General features: G+C 66.5%; 17 protein-coding genes. 13 read left to right on the top strand and 4 right to left on the bottom strand.

All coding sequences use genetic code 11. The features are described 5' to 3' along the window. Positions 1-362 precede the first annotated feature (362 nt). The 3 genes from B2W22_RS19410 to B2W22_RS19400 are packed head-to-tail and all read left to right on the top strand — an operon-like array spanning position 363 to position 4,771. Positions 363-2,348 carry an alkaline phosphatase family protein gene (locus B2W22_RS19410; RefSeq protein ID WP_286939267.1) on the top strand — a complete coding sequence of 662 codons (1,986 nt, stop codon included), beginning with the start codon at positions 363-365 and terminating at the stop codon, positions 2,346-2,348. A gap of 21 nt (positions 2,349-2,369) precedes the next feature. Next, the gene (locus B2W22_RS19405; RefSeq protein WP_175126126.1) at positions 2,370-2,564 is read left to right on the top strand and encodes a hypothetical protein; all 195 of its coding nucleotides are present in this window, start codon (positions 2,370-2,372) and stop codon (positions 2,562-2,564) included. 35 nt (positions 2,565-2,599) lie between these two features. Beyond that, the gene (locus B2W22_RS19400) at positions 2,600-4,771 is read left to right on the top strand and encodes a phosphocholine-specific phospholipase C (protein ID WP_286939265.1); all 2,172 of its coding nucleotides are present in this window, start codon (positions 2,600-2,602) and stop codon (positions 4,769-4,771) included. 3 nt (positions 4,772-4,774) lie between these two features. Here the strand turns inward: B2W22_RS19400 and B2W22_RS19395 are convergent, their stop codons facing one another. Then, complete coding sequence (locus tag B2W22_RS19395) at positions 4,775-5,677, bottom strand: LysR substrate-binding domain-containing protein (RefSeq protein ID WP_286939263.1); 903 nt, start codon at positions 5,675-5,677, stop codon at positions 4,775-4,777. Between the two features lie 93 nt (positions 5,678-5,770). Between B2W22_RS19395 and ggt the strand changes: the two genes are divergently transcribed. From ggt to B2W22_RS19370, 5 genes are all read left to right on the top strand, one after another. Continuing rightward, on the top strand, positions 5,771-7,399 hold the full coding sequence (ggt, locus tag B2W22_RS19390; protein ID WP_175126129.1) for a gamma-glutamyltransferase: 1,629 nt from the start codon (positions 5,771-5,773) through the stop codon (positions 7,397-7,399). A gap of 47 nt (positions 7,400-7,446) precedes the next feature. After that, positions 7,447-8,958, top strand: coding sequence for an ABC transporter substrate-binding protein (locus B2W22_RS19385; protein ID WP_175126130.1), 1,512 nt, complete (start codon positions 7,447-7,449; stop codon positions 8,956-8,958). A gap of 129 nt (positions 8,959-9,087) precedes the next feature. After that, complete coding sequence (locus B2W22_RS19380; RefSeq protein WP_056316436.1) at positions 9,088-10,032, top strand: ABC transporter permease; 945 nt, start codon at positions 9,088-9,090, stop codon at positions 10,030-10,032. After that, on the top strand, positions 10,029-10,907 hold the full coding sequence (locus B2W22_RS19375) for an ABC transporter permease (protein ID WP_218343500.1): 879 nt from the start codon (positions 10,029-10,031) through the stop codon (positions 10,905-10,907). Before B2W22_RS19380 ends, B2W22_RS19375 begins: the two co-directional genes overlap by 4 nt. 14 nt (positions 10,908-10,921) lie before the next feature. Next, positions 10,922-12,790 (top strand): dipeptide ABC transporter ATP-binding protein, encoded by a 1,869-nt coding sequence (locus B2W22_RS19370; RefSeq protein WP_286939321.1) that lies wholly within the window; start codon positions 10,922-10,924, stop codon positions 12,788-12,790. A 649-nt stretch (positions 12,791-13,439) separates the two neighbouring features. Here B2W22_RS19370 and B2W22_RS19365 read toward each other — a convergent pair. Further along, complete coding sequence (locus B2W22_RS19365; protein ID WP_175126132.1) at positions 13,440-14,093, bottom strand: LysE family translocator; 654 nt, start codon at positions 14,091-14,093, stop codon at positions 13,440-13,442. A 184-nt stretch (positions 14,094-14,277) separates the two neighbouring features. On the opposite strand from B2W22_RS19365, the gene B2W22_RS19360 reads away from it, so the two are divergent. From B2W22_RS19360 to B2W22_RS19345, 4 genes are all read left to right on the top strand, one after another. Continuing rightward, positions 14,278-14,814, top strand: a complete 537-nt coding sequence (locus tag B2W22_RS19360; protein ID WP_056570589.1) for a YaeQ family protein — start codon at positions 14,278-14,280, stop codon at positions 14,812-14,814. 74 nt (positions 14,815-14,888) lie between these two features. After that, positions 14,889-15,482 (top strand): TetR/AcrR family transcriptional regulator, encoded by a 594-nt coding sequence (locus B2W22_RS19355; protein WP_175185166.1) that lies wholly within the window; start codon positions 14,889-14,891, stop codon positions 15,480-15,482. Between the two features lie 116 nt (positions 15,483-15,598). Continuing rightward, on the top strand, positions 15,599-16,291 hold the full coding sequence (locus B2W22_RS19350) for an SDR family oxidoreductase (protein WP_175126135.1): 693 nt from the start codon (positions 15,599-15,601) through the stop codon (positions 16,289-16,291). Positions 16,292-16,379: 88 nt separating this feature from the next. Beyond that, the gene (locus B2W22_RS19345) at positions 16,380-17,864 is read left to right on the top strand and encodes a DHA2 family efflux MFS transporter permease subunit (RefSeq protein ID WP_286939257.1); all 1,485 of its coding nucleotides are present in this window, start codon (positions 16,380-16,382) and stop codon (positions 17,862-17,864) included. 61 nt (positions 17,865-17,925) lie between these two features. Here the strand turns inward: B2W22_RS19345 and B2W22_RS19340 are convergent, their stop codons facing one another. Together B2W22_RS19340 and B2W22_RS19335 are read right to left on the bottom strand one after the other, a co-directional pair. Beyond that, positions 17,926-19,050, bottom strand: a complete 1,125-nt coding sequence (locus B2W22_RS19340; RefSeq protein ID WP_286939256.1) for a hypothetical protein — start codon at positions 19,048-19,050, stop codon at positions 17,926-17,928. Further along, the gene (locus B2W22_RS19335; RefSeq protein WP_286939255.1) at positions 19,043-19,711 is read right to left on the bottom strand and encodes a hypothetical protein; all 669 of its coding nucleotides are present in this window, start codon (positions 19,709-19,711) and stop codon (positions 19,043-19,045) included. Before B2W22_RS19335 ends, B2W22_RS19340 begins: the two co-directional genes overlap by 8 nt. Before the next feature lie 113 nt (positions 19,712-19,824). Here B2W22_RS19335 and B2W22_RS19330 point away from each other — a divergent pair, with 113 nt between their 5' ends. Next, positions 19,825-21,513, top strand: a complete 1,689-nt coding sequence (locus B2W22_RS19330) for a diguanylate cyclase (protein WP_286939253.1) — start codon at positions 19,825-19,827, stop codon at positions 21,511-21,513. The last annotated feature ends 12 nt before the right edge of the window (positions 21,514-21,525 follow it).

The following is a 21,525-nucleotide window of genomic DNA, read 5'->3' as shown; positions in this document are numbered from 1 at the left end:
GGCTCCGGACCGCAATCGTGGCCCCGCGCGCCCCGGGCCGCCACCGTGCCGGACGCCTCAAGAACTCAACGCCCAGGCCCCACCGACCCAGACGCCTCACCGGCGTCAGACACCCAGCATCACCGCGCCACCGGCCGCCAAAAATCCCCCCCTCCCTTGCCCAACAAGCAACCGACCCATCCAAAAAGCCCCCCAGCATTGCCCCATACGCAAAAGAATCCTGATTCAGCAATCAACGTTTCTCTCCTTTGCTTCACGGGTCTTTCACGTTCGATCGCCACCATGTCGCCCAGCGTAAGACCCCCTTCATGAAAAAGAGAAGAGAAGCAATGCAGACATTGAATTGGAGAAGATGGTGCGCCATGTTGCTGGCGACCAGCGCGTTGGCCGGCTGTGGCGGCGGCGATGATGATGACGACGAGGCCCCAGTGGAACCTCCGACCCAGCCCCCCGTGACAACGCCCGGCGAGGCGCGCGTCGACAAAGTGCTGTTCGTCGGCGTTGACGGCCTCACTTACGACGCGCTTCGTCGCGGCGCAGCCGACAACACGCTTCCCAACCTGAGCCAACTGACCGTCACCCGCGCCTGGACCGGCGGCGTCACCGGCACCGTGACCCAACAGCCCACGCTCACCGCACCCGGCTGGGCCACCTTGCTCACCGGGCAATGGGCCGACGTCCACGGCGTGCGCTCCAACGCACAAGGCCAGGGCATGAAAGCCCCCAGCCTCTTCCAGCGCATCAAAACCGCGCAGCCAGAAGCGCGCGCCGCCGGCGCCTTCAACTCGCCGCTGCTGGCCGACCTCTTAAGCACCGACCGCGACGCCGGCTATGTCCAGACGCTGACCGACTGCGCCGGCCAAGACGACTGCGTCGCCTCCCAGGCCCGCGACCGCATCGCCGAAGGCTACGACGTCGTCGTCGCCCAATTCGCCGCGCCCGAACGCGCCGCCGCCGAAAACGGCTTCGGCACCACCTACGAAGCCGTCATCCGCCAAACCGACGCCGCCCTGGGTGTCCTGACCAAGCAACTGGCCGACCGCCGCGCCGCCCATCCCAACGAAAACTGGCTCATGGTCGTCGCGTCCAGCCACGGCCTCGACAAGACCGGCGGCAGCGACGGCCTGCCGTTCTCCTCCAACAAAACCATCCTCCTAGCCGCCAATCAACCGTCCCTGCTCGGCGGCAGCGCCGATGACGCTTCGTTTGACGGCGTCTGGGACACCATTTGGTACGCGCTGCCCAGCGCCGCCGACGTCGCGCCCACCGTCCTCTCGCACCTGGCTGCATTACCCCAAGCGGACGCCTACGACATGGCCGGCACCGCGCTCTCCGAACCGCTTGCGCTGCGCCGCGTCGCCACCCGCACCGCCATGGACAACAAGAGCGTCACCGTCAGTTGGGTGCGCGTCGGCGAACCCGCCGGCGACATCGTCGTCAGCCGCGACGGCAAAGAAGTCGCGCGCCTGCCCGGCACCGCCACCGAATACGTCGACACCGGCTTCACCTTCGACACCGAAGGCCTGCACGAGCTGGCATACAGCGTCTCCGCCGGCCGCGCTGTCAGCGCCGCGCGCGCCTCGGTCGTCTACGCCAAACCGGTCCCACTGCTCGCCTCGCTGCGCACTGGCCTGACCATGTTCTTCCCCTTCGAAGGCGACGTGACCGACAAGGCCGCGGGCGGCGGCGCAATCACCCCGTTCGACGGTGCGCAGGCCCCGGCCTACGCCGACCCCGGCGTGTACGGCAAAAGCTTCCGGAACGAACGCGGCACGGCGGCCCTGGGCGCCTTCAAGCTCGACTACCCCGCAGGCCTCATGGACAGCGTCCAGGCCTTCACCATCGGCTTCTGGTATCAGTCCGACGGCACCGCCAACGACCGATCCATCGTAGGCAACAAAGACTACAACTCCGGCGGTAACCCCGGCATCACCATCGCCCAGTGGGCCGGCCCCGAGCTGCGCTTCAACGTCGCCGGCGGCGGCAAACGCGCCGACATCAACGGCGTCAAGTTCACGGCCAACAAGCCCGTCTACATCGCCATGACCATCGACAAGACGGCCCGCACGATGACCGCCTACCGCTACGACAGCGAACTGGGTTTCGTGCGCAACGTCACGTCCACCGCCAACCCGGGCGTCGACCTGACCCAGATCGCCGGCATCTTCGGACCGCATATCGGCCTGAACGAAGACGGCAAGGGCACCTACGGCATCTGCTGCGCCGGCACCAAGGGCCCGTACACCATGATTTTTGACGACCTCGCCTTCTGGTCGCGCGCGTTGACCGAGGAAGAAGTGAAATCCCTCGCCCTGTCCGGCAAGTCCGTCTCCGAACTGTTTCCCTGATGTCCCAAGGATAGATACCCCATGAGCAAGTCCATGATTTTGCGCGGTTTCCTGCGCGCCGGCGCGGTGCTGATGCTGACCGCCACCCTGGCCGCCTGCGGTGGCGGCGACGACGATGACGACGCCGGCACCCCCACCGACCCGGGCACTCCCACCCAGCCCGAGACGCCCGCGCCGCCGCCGCCCGCCAAGCCCGAACTGCGTTGCGCGCCCTGAGCCGCGCTTCTTGTAGACCCATAGGAAAAGCATCCGTGAAGTCCGAAAAAGACACGATCCACGCCGGCAAGCGCCGGTTCCTGCGCAACGCCGCCGCCTCCACTGCCGGGCTGACCGCGCTGTCGATGTTCCCGCCCGCCATCCGCCGCGCGCTGGCCATCCCCGCCAACAACCGCACCGGCACCATCAACGACGTCGAGCACGTGGTCATCCTCATGCAGGAAAACCGCTCGTTCGACATGTACTTCGGCACGTTCAAGGGCGTGCGCGGCTTTGGTGACCGCATCACCATTCCGCTGCCGCAGAACCGCTCCGTCTGGGAACAGACCAACGGCACGCGCGTCGTCATGCCGTATCACCTGGACAGCACCCAGGGCAACGCCCAGCGCGTGGCCGGCACGCCCCACGACTATGTCGACGCCCAGATGGCCTGGGACGGCGGCCGCATGGACCAATGGCCGCGCTACAAGCAGAACCAGTCCATGGGCTACTACCGCGAAAAGGAAGTGGAGTTCCAGTTCGCGCTGGCCGACGCCTTCACCCTGTGTGATGCCTACCACTGTTCGACGCACGGCGGCACCAACACCAACCGCCTGTTCCACTGGACCGGCACCAACGACCCGCTGGCGCAGGGCAATGGCCCGTCCACCCGCAACCAGTGGGACAGCCTGGGCGCCTCGAACATCGGCTGGACCTGGAAGACGTATCCCGAACGCCTGCAGGAAAACGGCGTCACCTGGAAGGTCTACCAAAACCTGCCCGAAAACTTCGGCGACAACCCCCTGGCAGGTTTTCAGCAGTACCGCCGCGCCAACGAACTGGCCGGCAACGGCAGCAACGGTGCGCCGTACCCGGCCTGGACGCCCAGCATGGACGCGGCCAACCCGCTCTACAAGGGCACGGCCAACACCATGCCCGACGGCGGCTTCCTGCAGGCCCTGCGCGATGACGCCCTGAACGGCACGCTGCCGCAGGTCTCCTGGATCGTCGCGCCTGCCAATTATTCAGAACACCCCGGCCCGTCCAGCCCCGTCCAGGGCGCCTGGTACATCCAGGAAACGCTGAACGCGCTGACTGCCAACCCGGACGTCTGGAGCAAGACCGTTCTGCTCATCAACTTCGACGAGAACGATGGCTACTTCGACCACGTGCCGCCGCCCGCTGCGCCGTCGCTGAACGCCGACGGTTCGATGGCCGGCGCTTCCACTGTCAACACCGACCTGGAACGCCACACGCACGCGTCCGCCCAGGACGCCGCCGACAATCGCGTCTACGGCCCCGGCCCGCGCGTGCCGATGTACGTCGTGTCGCCGTGGAGCCGTGGCGGCTGGGTCAATTCCCAGGCATTCGACCACACGTCCGTGCTGCGCTTCCTGGAAGCCCGCTTCGGCGTCAAGGAAGAGAACATCAGCCCGTGGCGCCGCGCCGTGCTGGGCGACCTGACCTCGGCTTTCAACTTCGCGACGCCGAACGACGAGAAGCTGTCGGGCCTCGACATCCTGACCCGCTCGGAGGCAGACCAGGAGCGCGCCGCCCAGCAGGCGCTGACGGCCGTGCCGCTGCCGGATCCGTCCACGCAGGCCAAGGGCATCCAGGAAAAGGGCGTGCGCAACTCCCGCGCCTTGCCGTACGAACTGCACACCAGCGGCCGCAGCCAGCCGGGCACCGGCAACATGTGGCTGGTGTTCTCGAACACGGGAAAGCAGGCCGCGGTGTTCCACGTCTACGACCGCCTGCATCTGGATCGCCTGCCGCGCCGCTACACGGTGGAGCCTGACAAGCAGTTGGAAGGCAGCTGGGACACGGCGGCCGACGGCGGCAAGTACGACCTGTGGGTGTTGGGTCCCAACGGCTGGCACCGCCATTTCGCGGGGGATCTGGCGCACGACCGCACGGCGCAGCAGGATGCCGAGATCCGCGTCTGCTACGACATCGCCAACGGCGACGCCTACGTCAGCTTCATCAACGCCGGCAAGACGCCTTGCACCTTTGAGGTGACGCCCAACGCCTATTACGCCAACCACGAGCGCTGGACGTTCACGGTCCCGGCGGGCGGGCAGGTCGAGCAGCACTGGGCGCTGGCTGCCAGCCATGCCTGGTACGACTTCACGGTGCGCCTGACCGAGGATCCGTCGTGGCTGCGCCGCTTTGCAGGCCGCATCGAGACGGGCAAGGCGTCCGTCACGGACCCGGCCATGGCCGAGTAAGCCTCATGCGGCGGTCTGCGGTTCGCGTGCGCGGAAAGCCTGCGCGCACGCCTCGCAGATCGCCGCCGTGATGCCCTGGCGGGCGTGCTCGCGGCGTTCCAGCATGCCGATGGAGCGCGACAGGGGCCCGAGGTCTTCGGGCAGGTGAAAAATCCGCAGCTCCGGGCTGTGCTGCCAGTTCGCACCGTTGATCAGCGGCAGCAGCGTCACGCCGACCTCCTGGCGCACCAGTTCCACCAGTGTCTCGATCGCGTTCAGTTCCAGGAAGTCGTTGACCGGCACCGCCATGCGCCGCAGCAGGCGGTCGATCTGCAGCCCGGTGCGCTGGGTCCGGTCAAAGCGCAGGAAGGGATTGCCCGCCAGCACCTCGCGGGCATCCTTGCCGGCCGCCGAACGCGGGGCGATCACCACCATCTGTTCTTGATAAAGCGGGGTCCAGCGCGTGCTGGCCATCTTGCGGCCCGCCTCCACCAAAAACGCGGCGTCCAGCTCGCCGTCTTCCACCTTGCCCGCCAGTTCACTGGCCTTGCCCGACAGGATGCGCACGTCGAGCTTGGGATGGGCCTTCTTCAGCCCCGAGATGACCTTGGACAGCGTGCCCATGCAGGACACGATGCTGCCCACCGACACCGATCCGGCCAATTCGCCGGGCGCCGTGCTCGGGCGCCTCAGTCTGTCGTATAAATCCAGCAAGTGCTTGATTTCGGGAAGCAATTCGCGCCCGGCCGCGTTCAGGATGGCCAGGCGCCCGCTGCGGTCAAAGAGCTCCCGCCCCAGTTCGGCCTCCAGTGAGCGCATCTGAAAGCTCACGGCCGCCTGCGTCAGGGCGACCTGCTCGGCGGCCTCGGAGAAGGAACCGTGGTGCGCGATCGCCAGGAACGTGCGCAGAAATCGGATCGTACTCATAAAAAATTCTTTTATGACGGAACAAAAAATCAAATTGATTTAATTAAAGCACGAGAGTAACTTCGCCCGCTTAACCGTTAAGAGACCCGCCACATGAAAACCTTCGACTGGGCCAACCCGTATCCTTCCGTTCGCATCCCGCTGTTCGCCCGCAACGTGGTCTCCACGTCGCACCCGCTGGCGGCCCAGGCGGGGCTGCGCATGCTGCTCAAGGGCGGCAACGCCGTGGACGCCGCCATCGCGGCCGCGGCCACGATCGTCCTGGTCGAACCGGTTTCCTGCGGCCTGGGCGGTGACTGCTTTGCCATCGTGTGGGACGGCAAGGAGCTGCACGGCCTGAACTCGTCGGGCGTCGCGCCCGCCGCCTGGAACACCGAATACTTCAAGCGCAAGTACGGCACGGGCGACAACGGCCTGGCCATCCAGCCCAAGCGCGGCTGGGACTCGGTCACGGTTCCCGGCGTGGTGGCCGGCTGGGCCGCGCTGCATGAAAAGCTGGGCAAGCTTCCGTTCGAACAACTGTTCGAGCCCGCCATCGAGATCGCCGAGCGCGGCTACGCCGTGCCGCCCGTGGTGGCGCACAAGTGGGCCGCTGCCGCCGAAGAACTGAAATCGCAGCCCGGCTACGCCCAGGCCTTCCTGCCCGAGGGCCGCGCGCCCAAGGTCGGCGAGCACTTCCGTTTCCCCGACGCCGCCAACACGCTGCGCCGCATCGCCGAATCCAAGGGCCGCGACTTCTACGAAGGCGAGCTGGCCGAGCGCATCGCCGCCTTCAGCAAGGAATGCGGCGGCGCGATGACGCTGGAAGACCTGCGCGGCTACCGTCCGGAATGGGTCAAGCCCATTTCCAAGTCGTACCGTGGCTACGAGCTGCATGAAATCCCGCCGAACGGGCAGGGCATCGCCGCGCTGATCGCGCTGGGCATCGTCGAACGCTTCGATATGGCCGACATTCCCGTGGATTCGGTGCAATCGCAGCACATCCAGATCGAAGCCATGAAGCTGGCCTTCGCCGATCTGTACAAGTACGTGGCCGACCCGCGCGCCATGCAGGTCACGCCCGAACAGATGCTGTCGGACGCCTACCTGGACAGCCGCGCCAAGCTGATCCGCCTGGACCAGGCCACCCATTTCGAAGCCGGCCGTCCGCACGCGGGCGGCACCATCTACCTGACCGCCGCCGACGAAAACGGCATGATGATCTCGTTCATCCAGTCCAACTACATGGGCTTCGGATCGGGCGTGGTCGTGCCGGGCACCGGCATCAGCATGCAGAACCGCGGCGTGGGTTTCTCGATGGATCCCAAGTCGGCCAACGTGGTCGAAGGCGGCAAGCGCCCGTTCCACACCATCATCCCGGGCTTCCTGACGCGCGGCGGCAAGCCGGTCATGAGCTTTGGCGTCATGGGCGGCGACATGCAGCCCCAGGGCCACATGCAGACGGTCGTCCGCATGATCGACTACCACCAGAACCCGCAAGCCGCCTGCTGCGCCCCGCGCTGGAAGGTCAACCGCGACTTCACGCTGGATATCGAGACCAATATGAAGGCCTCGACGATTGCAGGTCTGAAGGATCTGGGCCATGCTCTGAAATCCGTTGACGATCCCTACATGGACTTCGGCGCTGGCCAGTTCATCTGGCGCATGGCCGAAAGCGACAACGAACTGGGCTACGTCGCCGCCAGCGACAGCCGTCGCGACGGCCAGGCGGTGGGTTTCTAAAGCGGTTCCTGATACCGGCAAATGCAGCAACAAGGGGAATAAACACAATGAAACGCTTGACCATGACCTTCGGCGCCAGCCTGCTGGCGCTGGCCGCCGGCGCCGCCAGCGCCCAGAACATCCGGATCGGCCTGCAAGAAGATCCCGATGTCCTGGATCCGCACCGCGCCCGCACCTACGTGGGCCGCATCGTGTTCACGTCGCTGTGCGACAAGCTGGTGGACATCGATCCCAAACTGCACTTCGTGCCGCAACTGGCCACCTCGTGGTCGTTCAGCGACGACAACAAGGTGCTGACCTTCAAGCTGCGCGACGACGCGCTGTTCCACGACGGCACCAAGTTCGACGCGGCCGCGGCCAAGGCCAACCTGGACCGCGCCATGAGCCTGCCGGACAGCCTGCGCAAGGGCGAACTGCGCTCGGTGGCCAAGGTTGACGCGCCCGACGCCACCACGCTGGTGCTGACCCTGAAGGAACCGGACGCCACGCTGCTCGCGCAACTGTCCGACCGCGCCGGCATGATGCTGTCGCCCAAGACCTTCTCGGACGACGTCGCCGCCGTGGGCCGCAAGCCCATCTGCTCGGGCCCGTACAAATTCGTCGAACGCATTCAGAACGACCGCATCGTCCTGGAAAAATTCGACCAGTACTACGGCGCCAAGGACTACGCGTTCAAGCGCGTGACCTTCCTGCCCATCCCGGACACCACCGTGCGCCTGTCCAACCTGCGCGCCGGCGACCTGGACATGCTCGAACGCCTGAATCCGTCCGACGCGCCGCAGGTCAAGAACGACGCCAGCCTGACGTTCGCGCCGGTCGCGGGCCTGGGCTTCCAGCAGTTCATGTTCAACGTGGGCAACGGCAAGCGCGCCGAAGACAACCCGTTCAAGAACAAGCTGGTGCGCCAGGCGTTCCAGTACGCCATCGACCGCAACGCCATTAACGAAGTGGCCGGCGGCGGCATCTTCGAACCGGCCCAGCAGCCGTTCCCGCCCGCCAGCCCCTATCACAGCGACAAATTCCCGGTCACCCAGCGCGACGTGGCCAAGGCCAAGAGCCTGCTCAAGCAGGCCGGCGTTGACCGCGTGAAGGCCGAGCTGGTGTTTGGCAACAACACCACCACCTCGTCCATCGCGGAAATCGTCCAGGCGATGGCTGCCGAGGCGGGCTTTGACCTGTCGCTGCGCCCGACCGAATACGCGGCGCTGCAAAAGGAAGCCTCGGGCGGCAACTTCCAGATCGTCATGCTGGGGTGGTCCGGCCGGGTCGATCCCGACGGCAACATCCACGCGTTCGTCACCTGCAAGGGCGCACTGAACGACGGCCACTACTGCAATCCGGAAGTCGACAAGCTGCTGAACCAGGCCCGCACGGTGCCGGACGAAGCCAAGCGCAAGGCCATTTACGACCAGGCGCAGGCCATCATCCAGGACGAACTGCCCGGCGTGTACAACTACTACCAGCCGTGGCCCTTCGTGATGGGCAAGAAGGTCCAGGGCTTCACGCCCTATCCGGACGGTATGATCCGGCTCAAGGGCGTGACGTTCGCGCAGAAGTAATGTTGGGGCGGCGAATGCCCGCCGCGCCCGCCGGACGCGCCTTGCGCGTCCGGTTGTCGTTTGCGGCGGACGCGCATCGGGCCCTGTCCGGCCGGCGCCGTCCGTCGTTCCTGTCTTACGGTTTTCCACATGCTTAAACTCATCTTGCGCCGCGTGATCGTCGCGATCCCGACACTGATACTGGTGTCGATGATCGTGTTCATGCTGCAGAAAATCCTGCCCGGCGATCCGGTGCTGACCCTGGCCGGCGAAGAGCGCGACCCGGCCGTCCTGGACTACCTGCGCGACAAATACCGCCTGAACGACCCGTTGCCGATGCAGTACGCGGCCTGGGCCGGGCAAGTTCTGCAAGGCGATCTGGGCAAGTCCCTGCGCACCGACGTGCCCGTCACGACGCTGATCGCGCAAAAGCTGCCCGTCACCCTGCAACTGGCGGCCATGGCGATGTTCTTCGCGCTGCTGGTGGGCATCCCCATGGGCATCATCGCCGCGGTGCGTAAAGGCAAGCCCGTCGAAATGGGCGCCAACATCGCGGCGTTATCCGGCATGTCCATTCCCAATTTCTGGCTGGGCATCATCCTCATCATGGTGGTGTCGGTGCAGTGGAAGCTGCTGCCGGCCTCGGGCTACGTGTCGCCGTCTGAAGACTTCTGGCTGTCGATCAAGACGATGCTGATGCCGTCGCTGGTGCTGTCCACGGCGATCGCGGCGTATCTGATGCGGCATACGCGGTCTTCCATGTTGGAAGCGCTGTCGGCGGATTACGTGCGCACCGCCCGCGCCAAGGGCGTGTCGCCGCGCAGCGTGGTGCTGCGCCATGCGCTGCGCAATGCGCTGATGCCGATCGTCACGCTGGTGACGCTGCTGTTCGGCGAACTGCTGGCGGGCGCCGTGCTGACTGAGCAGGTCTTCACGATCCCGGGCTTCGGCAAGCTGGTGGTCGATGCGGTGTTCACCCGCGACTACGCGGTGGTGCAGGGCGTGGTGCTCTGCGTGGCGGTGGGCTTCATCCTGATGAACCTGCTGGCCGACATCCTGTACATCCTGGTCAATCCCCGCCTGAGGCACTCATGAGCGCAATTCCTGCAACGGCCGCAGCCGTCACGCCGCCCCGCAGCCGCAATCGCGCGTGGGCCAAATTCAAACGCAACCGCATCGCGATGCTCGGCCTGGGCATCGTGCTGTTCTTCGTGCTGGTGGCCATCCTGGCACCGTTCATCGTCAGCCAGGATCCCCTGCAGACCAGCTTCACCACCATCCGCAAGGCGCCGTCCGCGGCGCATTGGCTGGGTACGGACGAGCTGGGCCGGGACATCTACAGCCGCATGGTGTACGGCGCACGCGCCTCGCTGATGGCGGGCCTGGTGTCGGTGCTGATCGCGCTGATCGTGGGCGTGCCGTTCGGCCTGGCCGCGGGCTACTTCGGCGGCTGGACGGACAGCTTCATCTCGCGCGCCACCGAGGCGCTCCTGGCCATTCCCTTCCTGATCCTCGCGATTGCGCTGGCCGCCTTTTTGGGACCCAGCCTGACCAACGCGATGATCGCCATCGGCGTGTCCGCCGCGCCCAAGTTCATCCGGCTGACGCGCGGGCAGGTGCTGGCGGTCAAGAACGAGGACTACGTGCAGAGCGCCCGCGCGCTGGGCGCGTCCGACCTGCGCATCATCGGCCGGCACGTGTTCCCCAACGTGATGCCGCCGCTGATCGTGCAGGCCACCATCACGATCGCCACGGCCATCATCGCCGAGGCCAGCCTGTCCTTCCTGGGCCTGGGCCTGCAGCCGCCGACGCCGTCGTGGGGCTCGATGTTGAACACGGCCAAGAACTTCATGACCCAGGCGCCCTGGATGTCGATCTTTCCCGGATCGGCCATTTTCCTGGTGGTGCTGGGCTTCAATCTGCTGGGTGACGGGCTGCGTGACGCGCTCGATCCGCGTCAGGAAAAGTAATCGATATGGCAACCATGGATTCCAACCGTGTCGCACAGGTCAATGACCTGACGGTGCGGTTCAAAACGCCCGAACGCACCGTGGAAGCGGTGCGCAATGTTTCCTTTCACGTGAACCGCGGCGAGACGCTGGCCATCGTGGGCGAGTCGGGCTCCGGCAAGTCGGTGACGTCGCTGGCGCTGATGCGGCTGGTCGAGTATGGCGGCGGGCACATCGCCAATGGCGGGATGCTGCTGCGCCGGCGTAGCGGCGAGGTGCTGGATCTGGTCAGCGCGCCCGATTCGACGCTGCAGCGCGTGCGCGGCGCGGACGTGGCGATGATCTTCCAGGAGCCGATGACGTCGCTGAACCCCAGCTTTACGGCGGGCAATCAGATCGCCGAGGCCCTGCAGCTGCATCAGGGGCTGGACGCGGCGGCGGCGCGGGCGGAAACGCTGCGCATGCTGGAGCGGGTGCGCATCCCGGAGGCGCGCGCCATCCTGGATCGCTATCCGCACCAGTTGTCGGGCGGGATGCGCCAGCGCGTGATGATCGCGATGGCGCTGTCGTGCAAGCCGCAATTGCTGATCGCCGACGAGCCGACGACTGCGCTCGACGTCACCATCCAGGCGCAGATCCTGCAACTGATCCGCCAGCTCCAGGAAGAAATGGACATGGGCGTGATCTTCATCACGCACGACATGGGCGTGGTGGCGGAAGTGGCGGACCGGGTGCTGGTGATGTACCGGGGCGACAAGGTGGAAGAGGGCGGTTCGGACGAGATCTTTGCGCGTCCGCAGCATGCCTACACGCGGGCGCTGCTGTCGGCGGTGCCGCGGCTGGGGGCGATGCAGGGCACGGACGAGCCGGCGCCGTTTCCGCTGTTGAAAGTGGACGAGGCGGTGCGGGTGCCGGATCCGGTCAGGCTGGTGGACACACCGGTGGCGGCGCCGTCTACGGTGCGGCGCGAGAATGGTCCTGTGCTGAAGGTGCGGGATCTGACGACGAGCTTTGACATTACCGGCGGCATTCTGGGCCGGGTGCAGAAGCGGGTGCATGCGGTCGAGAAGGTCAGCTTCGACCTGTATCCGGGCGAGACGCTGTCGCTGGTGGGCGAGTCTGGGTGCGGGAAGACGACGACTGGCCGTTCATTGCTGCAGCTGGTCAAGAGCAAGAGCGGGTCTATTGAATTCGACGGCAAGAATATCGGGGCGTTGCGGGGCAGTGCGATGCAGACGCTGCGCCAGCATATCCAGTTCATCTTCCAGGATCCGTTTGCGTCGCTGGATCCGCGGATGACGGTGGGCTATTCGATCATGGAGCCGCTGCTGATCCACAAGGTGGCGCGCGGTAAAGAGGCGCAGGAGCGGGTGCGCTGGCTGATGGATAAATGCGGGCTGCTGCCTGAGATGATCGATCGCTATCCGCACGAGTTCTCGGGTGGGCAGCGGCAGCGGATCTGCATCGCGCGGGCATTGGCGTTGAATCCGAAGGTGGTGATTGCGGATGAGTCGGTGTCGGCGCTGGATGTGTCGATTCAGGCGCAGATCGTGAATCTGCTGCTGGATTTGCAGCGTGAGTTGGGTGTTTCGTTTTTGTTTATCTCGCATGACATGGCGGTGGTGGAGCGGGTCAGCCATCGGGTCGCGGTGATGTATCTGGGGCAGATCGTGGAGATCGGGCCTCGGCGGGCTATCTTTGAAAATCCGCAGCATCCTTATACGAAGAAGCTGATGGCGGCGGTGCCGATCGCGGATCCGCAGCGGCGGCATCGGGAGCGGTCGCTGCTGGTGGATGAGATTCCTAGTCCGATGCGTCGGGTGGGGGATGAGCCGTTGGTGGAGCCGTTGGTTGCCGTGGGGGATGGGCATTTTGTGGCTCGGCATGCGATTGGGGTTTATTGAGGCGGCGGTTTTTGCTGCTGCTGCTGCTGCTGCTGCTGCTGCTGCTGCTGCTGCTGCTGTTATTGCTGTTGCTGCTTGCGGCGGTCGGGGTTCTTGAGACGCGGCCGGCGCCGGGCCGGGTGCGAGCGAGGGGCCACGATTGCGGTCCGGAGCCTTCGCTCCGGACGGCCCCTGCGTCATCCTCGTTGGCGCCCTTCGGCGCCTGCCTTCGGATTCCCTTGGGCGCATCGACGCCCCTCGCGCGCACCCGTCCCGTCACCAGCCGCTCCGTGAGTTGCCGGCGTTGGGTGGCGGGGCGGGTGGAGTTCTTGCGTTTTTGCCTCGGGCGGGGTGGGGCGAAGGTCTTGCGGGGCCGCCAAAATCGGCCGCGCGGGCGGCCTTATTTGGCGTTGGGGTGTCTTGCGTCGTGGTGATGACGCTGCGCGCTGGTGGCGGGGTGTTTGTCGTTAGACGCCTGTGCGCGCCCGCGCCGCTCTCAGGTGTCTGACACCCCTACGAGATGGGCGTGGTATTGCAGCTGGCCTTCCCGGGTGTCTCCCGCGCCGCTCTCAGGTGTCTGACACCCCTACGAGATGGGCGTGGTATTGCAGTTGGCCTTCCCGGGTGTCTGACACCCATCGAAGCGCCAGCGTCGCTTCAAGCCTTTGAATCAGCGTTTCTCCAGCGCCAACCTCAACCCAAACGCAATGAACACCGCCCCGGTCACACGGTCCAGGCCGCGGGTGACTGCGGGGCGGGAAAGCCAGCGCGCCAGAGGCCGGGTGGCGGCTACCAGAAGGACGAACCACAGCATTCCGACGATCGCGTGGACCGTGGCGAGCAGCAGGCTGAAGCGAAGGACGTCGGCGCCGGCGGGGATGAATTGCGGCAGGAACGTGATGTAGAACACGCCGACCTTGGGGTTCAGGGCGTTGGTAAGGCAGCCGCGCACGAACCAGCCGGTGGCGGATGTGCTGGGGCGGGCGGGGGTGGCCAGGATGCCGGAGGGCGACGCCGTCGCGGCTTTGCGGCGGGAGCGGGTGCTCCACAGCAGCTTGACGCCCAGATAGAACAGGTAGATCGCAGCGCAGATGCGCAAGGTGTCGTAAGCCAACGTGGACACGGCCAGCAGCGAGCCGAGGCCGAATGCCGCGATGGCGCCCCATAGCAGGCAGCCGGCGCTGATGCCCAATCCGGCCATGAGGGCGCGGCGGCTGCCTTCGACGGCGGCGGTGCGTAGCACCAGGGCGTTGTCCAGGCCGGGCGTGATGGTGAGGATGGCGGCGGCCAGGGTGAAGGCTAGGAGGGCGGCTGTGGCGGTCATGGCGGGCGGGTCTTGAGGGCGTTGCCGGCTGGGGTTGCGGGCGCCCGGCAAGTGTAATGCCGGTCGCGGCGCCTGACTGCTATGAGGTCGGGGGGATGCCGACTCGGCACAGCCGCCTTGACGCCCGCACCGCCCGGTTATCATGGCGGCCTTCCTGCAATTCGCTTTTGAACGGACCTACGCCATGGCCCTGCGCGCCACCATCTACAAGGCCGACCTGAACGTCGCCGATACCGATCGCCACTACTACGGCAGCCACGGGCTTACCGTGGCGCGTCATCCGTCCGAGACGGACGAGCGCATGATGGTGCGGCTCTTGGCGTTTGCGATGCACGCGCAGGAGGAACTGGCGTTCACGAAGGGGCTGAGCGATACCGACGAGCCGGATCTTTGGGTGAAGGATCTGACCGGGGAGATCAAGCTGTGGATCGAAGTGGGCCAGCCTGAAGAGCGGCGGATTCTGCGTGCCTGTGGCCGCGCCGATGAGGTGATCGTGTATTGCTATGGCGGGTCGGCCAGCAAGATCTGGTGGGACGGGGTGCGCAATAAGCTGGAGCGCACGCGCAATCTGAAGGTGGTGAATCTGCCTTCGGAGCAGTCGAAGGCGTTGGGCAAGCTGGCCGAGCGCACGATGCAGCTGAACGCCAATATCTCGGACGGCGTGGTGTATTTCTCGGCGGAAAAGGGCGAAGTGACCATCGAGCCGGAAGCTTGGCGCTGAAAACGGGGCCGGGGCTTGCAAGCTGGAATATTGCGAGCGTAATATGACGATCATCATATTTTGGTGTTGCGATCATGTCCGCCTCCCGCAAGGAACAATCCCACGAACGCATTGTTGATGCAGCCGCCCGCGCAATCCGGCGCGCGGGGTATTCGGGGGTGGGCGTCGCGGACGTCATGAAAGAAGCCGGGCTGACGCACGGCGGCTTCTATGCGCATTTCCCGTCGCGCGACGCGTTGCTGGCGGCGGCGATGGAGCGTGCGGGGCAGGATGGCGCGGCGCGGTTGTCTCAGAGCATGGCGCGGCGCCGCGCCGAGGGCGCCAGTCCGTTGCGCGCCTGGGTGGAAGCCTATCTCAGTGATGCGCATCTGACCGGCTGCGAACGGGGGTGCCCGGTGGCGGCGTTGGCGTCAGAGATTCCCCGCCAGTCGGACGACGTGCGCGAGGCGGCCGCCGGCCGGGTGCAGCGGTTGCTGGAAGCGGTGCAACAGGTGCTGCCGGCTCAGGCGGGTGAACACGCGGCGGCGGCGGTGCTCAGCACGTTGGTGGGCGCATTGCAGCTGGCCCGGGCGTTGGGCGATAACCCGAGCGGACGCGCAGTCCTGGCGTCTGCCCGCCACGCCGTTCTGGCGCAGTACGACCACGAGGGCGCCGCAGTCTCCCACTGAATGATTTTTTGGCCGCGTTGCGCGGCCATTTTGCTGTCCTTAAATATGATGGTCATCATATTTTAGTCGTGCCGACGCTGACTCATACCCAAACATCACTTTTAGGAATACCGATCATGGAACTCAAGAACGCCGTTGTTTTCATCACCGGGGCCAATCGCGGCCTGGGTCTGACTTTTGCCCGCGAGGCGCTGGCCCGCGGGGCCCGCAAGGTGTACGCCGCCGCGCGTGATCCGTCTTCGATCACGCTGGAAGGCGTGGTGCCGGTCAAGCTGGACGTGACGCGCGCGCAGGACGTGGCGGCTGCTGCGGAGTTGGCGAAGGACGTGACGCTGGTGATCAACAACGCGGGTATCGCGGACTTCGGCGGATTTCTGACGCCGGGCAGCGTGGAGTCGGCACGCCGGCATCTGGACGTGAATCTGTTTGGGCCGCTGCTGGTGTCGCAGGCGTTTGCACCGGCGCTGGCCGCGAATGGCGGCGGGGCGATCCTGAATGTCCTGTCGATCGCGAGCTGGGTGAACAACCCGGTGCTGGGGGTGTACGGGATGAGCAAGTCCGCAGCCTGGGCGCTGACGAACGGGCTGCGCCAGGAGCTGCGGGGCCAGAACACGCAGGTGCTTGGACTGCACATGGGGTTCGTGGACACCGACCTGACCAAGGGCATCGATGCCCCCAAGTCCACGCCACAGGCCATCGTGAGCCAGGCGTTTGATGCGCTGGAAGCCGGCGAGCAGGAAGTGCTGGCCGACGAGCGGACCCGCCAGGTCAAGCAGGGGCTGACTGCCACCCCGGCGGTCTATCTGTAAGCGCGAGGGCCAGGCCGACATGCGTAACCACTCCACTTCAGCCCGCGCTTCCGAAGCAGGCTCGGGCGCCGCATTGGGCGGTGCAGACTTGCGAGCTGACGCCGTTAACGCCGGCGCGGCTGCCGCAACCGGCCCCGTCCCGGCGACCGCGCCCGGGCACGCCGCAACCGGCCCCGGCCCGGCGGCCGCGCCCGGGCACGCCGCCAGCGCCCCGCACGCATCCCCCTGGCCCATTTTCTGGATCGCCAGCATCGCCGTCTTCCTGGTGTCGCTGGACAGCACGATGCTGTTCGCGGCGTTCGGCGCGCTGCGCGAAGGATTCCCGACGGCCTCAGCCGCGGACATGTCCTGGGTGCTCAATGCCTACACGGTGGTCTTTGCCGCCATGCTGATCCCGTCGGGCGGACTGGCAGACACGCATGGCCGCAAGCGCATGTTCATGGGCGGGGTGCTGCTGTTTCTGGCGGCGTCGGCGGCTTGCGGGCTGGCGGCGACGGAACAGTGGCTGATCGCCGCGCGGGTGCTGCAGGCGGTGGGCGCGGCACTCTTGACGCCGGCGTCGCTGTCGATCGTGTTGGCAGCCTTTCCGGCGTCGAAGCGGTCGGTCGCGGTCAGCCTGTGGGGCGCGGTGGGCGGATTGGCGGCGGCGGTGGGTCCCAGCCTGGGCGCGTTCGTGGTGGATGTGGCGGGTTGGCCATGGGCGTTCTACATCAACCTGCCGCTGGGCGCGGTGTCGCTGTGGTTCGGCGCGGGGATGCTGAAGGAGTCGGTGAAACCGGACGCGCGCCGCCGGGTGGACGGCGTGGGCATGGCGCTGCTGATGGTGGGCGTGGGGGCAGTGGCCCTGGCCATCGTGCAATCGGAATCGCCGACGTGGCAGCGCAGCGAACTGGCGATCGCGGCGGCGGTGGGCGTGATGGCGCTGATCGCCTTTGTGGCCTGGGCGCGCGTGACGCCGCATCCGCTTGTGGATCTGGCGCTGTTCAAGCACCGGACGTACCGCTACGTGAACCTGGCGACGCTGAGCTTCGGCATTGCCTTTGCCATGATGTTCTTCGCGTTCTTCTTCTACATGACGGGCGTGTGGCATTACAGCCTGCCGCGCGCCGGGCTGGCGGTAACGCCGGGTCCGCTGCTCGTGATGCCGACGGCGATCATCACCGGCCGGCTGGCGGCGCGGATGGGGCATCGGCCCTTTCTGGTGGGCGGCGCGCTGGTGTACGCGGCAAGCGGGCTGTGGTTTCTTCTGGTGCCGGGCGCGGAGCCCGCCTATCTGACTGAATGGCTGCCCGGTCTGCTGCTGAGCGGCATCGGCGTGGGCATGGTGCTGCCGTCGCTGTCGGGGGCGGCGGTGAACCGGCTGCCGGCGCAGCATTACGCGGTGGGCAGCGCGGTGAACCAGGCGACGCGCCAGGTGGGCGGCGTGCTGGGCGTGGCGATCACGGTGCTGCTGCTGGGGCACGGCGTCGCCAGTCACGCGGATTTCTCGCCGATCTACACCGCGCACGTGGGGCTGGCGCTGTTGACGGCGCTGCTGTGCCTGCCGGTGGATACCCGGCCCAGGACCGCGTAACACGCGATGGCGCCAGGCAGGCGCGGCCAGCGTTCCGTGACGGACGCTCCGCGCCTGCGGTTTACAGGCAGGCGTCCCGCGACACGTTCGCGGGGTCCGTGCATGCCCGCCACGTCGCGGCCGGCACGGCCGGCACCAGGACCAGCCGGCTCATCGGGTCGGTGTACCAGAGAATCCGCCCGGGCTCGTCCTGCATGGCCTTCCAGACCTTTTGCTGCGCGGCGGGATCGAGCGCACATTGACCCTGGTCGCCGGTCACGCCCTCGGCCAGCACCGTCTGGCTGCCTGGATCCCAAGACACCATGTCATCGTCGTCCAAAGCGATGTCTTCCTGAAGGCGCACGATGCGCCATGCACTGCCGGCCACGTCGGTCGACAACCGCGACAGCGCGTCGCGCTCGATCACGTGCAGACGGTCCCGCAGGGCCACGGGTTCCGCATACGCCCCGGGATCGTCGTGGCCATCCGGCGACGTGAATGGAGACTGCCGCCGCACATAGCGCGCGGCGGGCCGGCCTTGTTCATCATAGGTTTGCACCGCGACGGATTCGTTGGCGGCGGCGTCGATGACACGCAGCAGCCTGCCGGCTGCATCGCGCACGTAGCGCCGCCCGGGGGCCGCGTCCAACGCCTCGTTGCAGGGCCCGGCGATAAATGCCTGCAGCGCGCCGTGCGCATCGCGCCGCAGGCAGACCTGGCCGACGAGCGTGTAGGCCGCGCCCTGCGTGCGCGTGTACTCGGCCACGCGCAACAGGGACCCGTCAGCGCCGTACTCGAACGCATGGCCGCCGGATACCGTCGGCGTCCCCAAAGCCCGCGGGTCCAGGTGCTGGACCCGGCAAAGCCGGCCGTCGGCGTCGAAAAGCAGTTGCGCGTGGGCCGCACCCTCGCCGTCGCCCACGCGATAGGCGGTCCAGTCCACCTTGTCCATCCAGGTGCGCGGGTGCGGATCGCCGGACGCGGTCAGCCAGACCGGTTGCGGCTGCGTGGCGACGCGTTCGCCCTGACGGTCCAGCAGGACGCGCGATTGCGTCACATCGACGGAAACGCGAACCGCCGTCAAAGCGCCGGATTCGGAAAACCCTGCGTCCGCAGGACCGCAGGCCGCCACGGCCGGGTCGGCCTGCATGACCGAGGCCGAGGCCAACGCAGCGCCAAATGCGATGCGGCCAAGACGATCACGCATATTGCAGCGCGTCCATGAATGTCACGAGATCCCAGAATTCCCTGGATACGCCGCCCAGGCGCAGTTTTCCATCGCGTTCCTCGAACAGCAGGAACGGATACGCGTTGCGGGCGAAAACGCCCGGTGCCGGCAGCCGGTAGGGCTTGAAGACCTCGGGGTCGTTGAAGTAGCGTTCCAGGCGCCCGCCACCGTCCACATGTACGTACCGCACGCGTAGCGCAGGGTGCTGAAACGCCGGTTGCGTTTCGGGATAGATCCCGCCGTCGCCCGCCACGACGGCGTCGGACAGCGCGGCCAGGAAGACGCGCCGGATGCCCACGAAATGGATTTCGCCGGATGTCCCGCCCGGCTGGGCTGCCGCCAGTTTTTCCAGCAACGCCGCGGCGCGCGAGCCGGGCACGACCGTTCCGGCAAACAGGGCGTCGATGTCCCCCGGCTGCCCACCGGCCGATGGCCGCAGCCGGCGCAGATCTTCCCGGAAATCGCTCAGCCATTGCTGGTAGCGCACGTTTTCCGCGTGGCGATCGAAGGGCTGCGCAGCCGCGATGGCGGACTGGAAAGCCATCAGCGCCGCTGCGGCGGCAAGCCATAGCGGATACGTCAGCGCGGCCTTCCAGCGAGGCCGCCAGCACGGCAACGTTACGGAAATAAGGGGTCTCATAGGCCCGCGATCATATCTGCCGAAATGATGCATTTTTGGTGCGAACCGTGACAGAATGTCAGCCACGTTGCGCCAGGCTGTACCGATGAATGTCGTATTGATCAGGTTCTGACATGCCCGCTACCGGTGATGTGTCCCCAACCCCATCGCCGGTCGATGCCGCCGGCGTCGCGCATCGCGATCCGGACGGCCCGCTGGACAAGCTGGCGCGCCTGGCCTGCCGCATGTTTGACGTGGATTTGGCCGTCATTGTTTGCACCGATGCGGATGGCGTGTGGCAGGCGGCAGCCGGCCCGGCCTGCGCCGGTGCCCGAAGTTCGTGGTCGTTCGAACTTCCGGTGCGCGCCGCAGATGGGCGCCTCCTCGGCGTCTTCCGTCTCGGGCACGGGCAGGCGCGCGAATTCTCAGATGAAGACTGCAAGGCTCTGCAGGATCTCGCCAGCCTGGCGGCCACAGCCGTCGAAAAGCGCCACGCGCTGGCGTGCGAACGCGCCGACGAAGACACCTGGCGCGATGAGGCCCGCAAGCTGTCGCTGGCTATCGCGGGCAGCGGTACGGGGGTGTGGGACCGCAATGTGGTGACCGGGGAGATCACTTATTCGCCCGGCTGGAAGGCTTTGCTGGGCTATGGCGAATCCGAACTCACCACACGCATCGAGGACGCCTATACCCGCTTGCACCCGGACGACCTGGTCTATGTGCGGGCCGCGATGCAGGATCACTTCGACGGCAAGACCGACAGCTACGAAGTCGAACACCGCATCCGGTGCAAGGATGGCAGCTACAAATGGATCTGCAGCCGCGGCAAGGTGGTCAGCCGCGACGAATCGGGCAGGGCGCTGCGCATGATGGGCACCACGACCGACATCAGCGCCGTGCGCGCCATGTCCGAAAGGCTCCAACGCACGGCAGACCTTGTCGTCAACCTGACTGACGCGGTGCCCGGTCTGGTCTTTCAATGCCGGCCGTTGCCCGAGGGCGGATCGCGTTTCTCGTACGTCAGCGCGGGCATCTGGGACATGTTCGAACTCACCGCAGACGACGTGCGGGCCAGCACGACCGCCGTCGAACAGCGGATCCATCCGGAAGACTTGCCTGTCTACCGCGCATCCCTGCAGGCCGCGGCGGCGGCGCGAACCCCCTGGCATGTGGAGTTCCGCGTGTGCCTGCCGCTGCAGGGCGTGCGCTGGCGGCAGGGCGACGCGAGTCCTAGGCGGGACGCAGACAGCGGCGTGGTCTGGCACGGCTTCGTCACCGACATCACCGACCGCAAGCGGGCCGAGCTCGAACTGCGCGAGCTGGCCGCGACCGACGCGCTGACAACCCTGCCCAACCGCCGCCATTTCATGTCGCGCATCGCCGCGGAGCTGGCGCGGATCAAGGGTCACGGCGGGCTGGGATCGGCCGTACTGATGTGCGACCTGGATCATTTCAAGCACATCAACGACACCTGGGGCCACGCCATCGGCGATGGTGTGCTGCAGCATTTTGCGAGCATGCTGCGCACGCAGTTGCGCGAGATCGACCTGGTGGGGCGCATCGGCGGAGAAGAATTCGCCGTTGTGCTGCCCGATACCGACATCGAACGCGCCCGCGTCTTTGCCCGCAACGTGCAGCGCCGCATCGCCGATACGCCCTATCTGTCGGAAGGGCGGCACATTCCGCTGACCGTCAGCATCGGTATTTCCGCCCTCCACACCAAGGACGACGACGCCGAGCTGGCGCTCAGCCGCAGCGACCGCGCGCTGTATTACGCCAAGCAGCGGGGACGCAATCGGATCGAGTCGGTGTTTTCCCGATAGAACAACCCGTCC

Source organism: Achromobacter sp. UBA4530, assembly GCF_002388205.1.
Lineage (GTDB): Bacteria > Pseudomonadota > Gammaproteobacteria > Burkholderiales > Burkholderiaceae_B > Achromobacter > Achromobacter animicus.
This window is presented reverse-complemented; position numbering and strand designations above follow the sequence as displayed.

What these genes read in the sequence shown, in the direction of transcription:
- B2W22_RS19395 (WP_286939263.1), bottom strand. Translation starts at nt 5,677, where the DNA reads ATGAGTACGATCCGATTTCTGCGCACGTTCCTGGCGATCGCGCACCAC.
- B2W22_RS19405 (WP_175126126.1), top strand. Translation starts at nt 2,370, where the DNA reads ATGAGCAAGTCCATGATTTTGCGCGGTTTCCTGCGCGCCGGCGCGGTG.
- ggt (WP_175126129.1), top strand. Translation starts at nt 5,771, where the DNA reads ATGAAAACCTTCGACTGGGCCAACCCGTATCCTTCCGTTCGCATCCCG.
- B2W22_RS19375 (WP_218343500.1), top strand. Translation starts at nt 10,029, where the DNA reads ATGAGCGCAATTCCTGCAACGGCCGCAGCCGTCACGCCGCCCCGCAGC.
- B2W22_RS19360 (WP_056570589.1), top strand. Translation starts at nt 14,278, where the DNA reads ATGGCCCTGCGCGCCACCATCTACAAGGCCGACCTGAACGTCGCCGAT.
- B2W22_RS19355 (WP_175185166.1), top strand. Translation starts at nt 14,889, where the DNA reads ATGTCCGCCTCCCGCAAGGAACAATCCCACGAACGCATTGTTGATGCA.
- B2W22_RS19340 (WP_286939256.1), bottom strand. Translation starts at nt 19,050, where the DNA reads ATGCGTGATCGTCTTGGCCGCATCGCATTTGGCGCTGCGTTGGCCTCG.
- B2W22_RS19335 (WP_286939255.1), bottom strand. Translation starts at nt 19,711, where the DNA reads ATGAGACCCCTTATTTCCGTAACGTTGCCGTGCTGGCGGCCTCGCTGG.
- B2W22_RS19365 (WP_175126132.1), bottom strand. Translation starts at nt 14,093, where the DNA reads ATGACCGCCACAGCCGCCCTCCTAGCCTTCACCCTGGCCGCCGCCATC.
- B2W22_RS19350 (WP_175126135.1), top strand. Translation starts at nt 15,599, where the DNA reads ATGGAACTCAAGAACGCCGTTGTTTTCATCACCGGGGCCAATCGCGGC.
- B2W22_RS19370 (WP_286939321.1), top strand. Translation starts at nt 10,922, where the DNA reads ATGGATTCCAACCGTGTCGCACAGGTCAATGACCTGACGGTGCGGTTC.
- B2W22_RS19330 (WP_286939253.1), top strand. Translation starts at nt 19,825, where the DNA reads ATGCCCGCTACCGGTGATGTGTCCCCAACCCCATCGCCGGTCGATGCC.
- B2W22_RS19410 (WP_286939267.1), top strand. Translation starts at nt 363, where the DNA reads ATGTTGCTGGCGACCAGCGCGTTGGCCGGCTGTGGCGGCGGCGATGAT.
- B2W22_RS19380 (WP_056316436.1), top strand. Translation starts at nt 9,088, where the DNA reads ATGCTTAAACTCATCTTGCGCCGCGTGATCGTCGCGATCCCGACACTG.
- B2W22_RS19385 (WP_175126130.1), top strand. Translation starts at nt 7,447, where the DNA reads ATGAAACGCTTGACCATGACCTTCGGCGCCAGCCTGCTGGCGCTGGCC.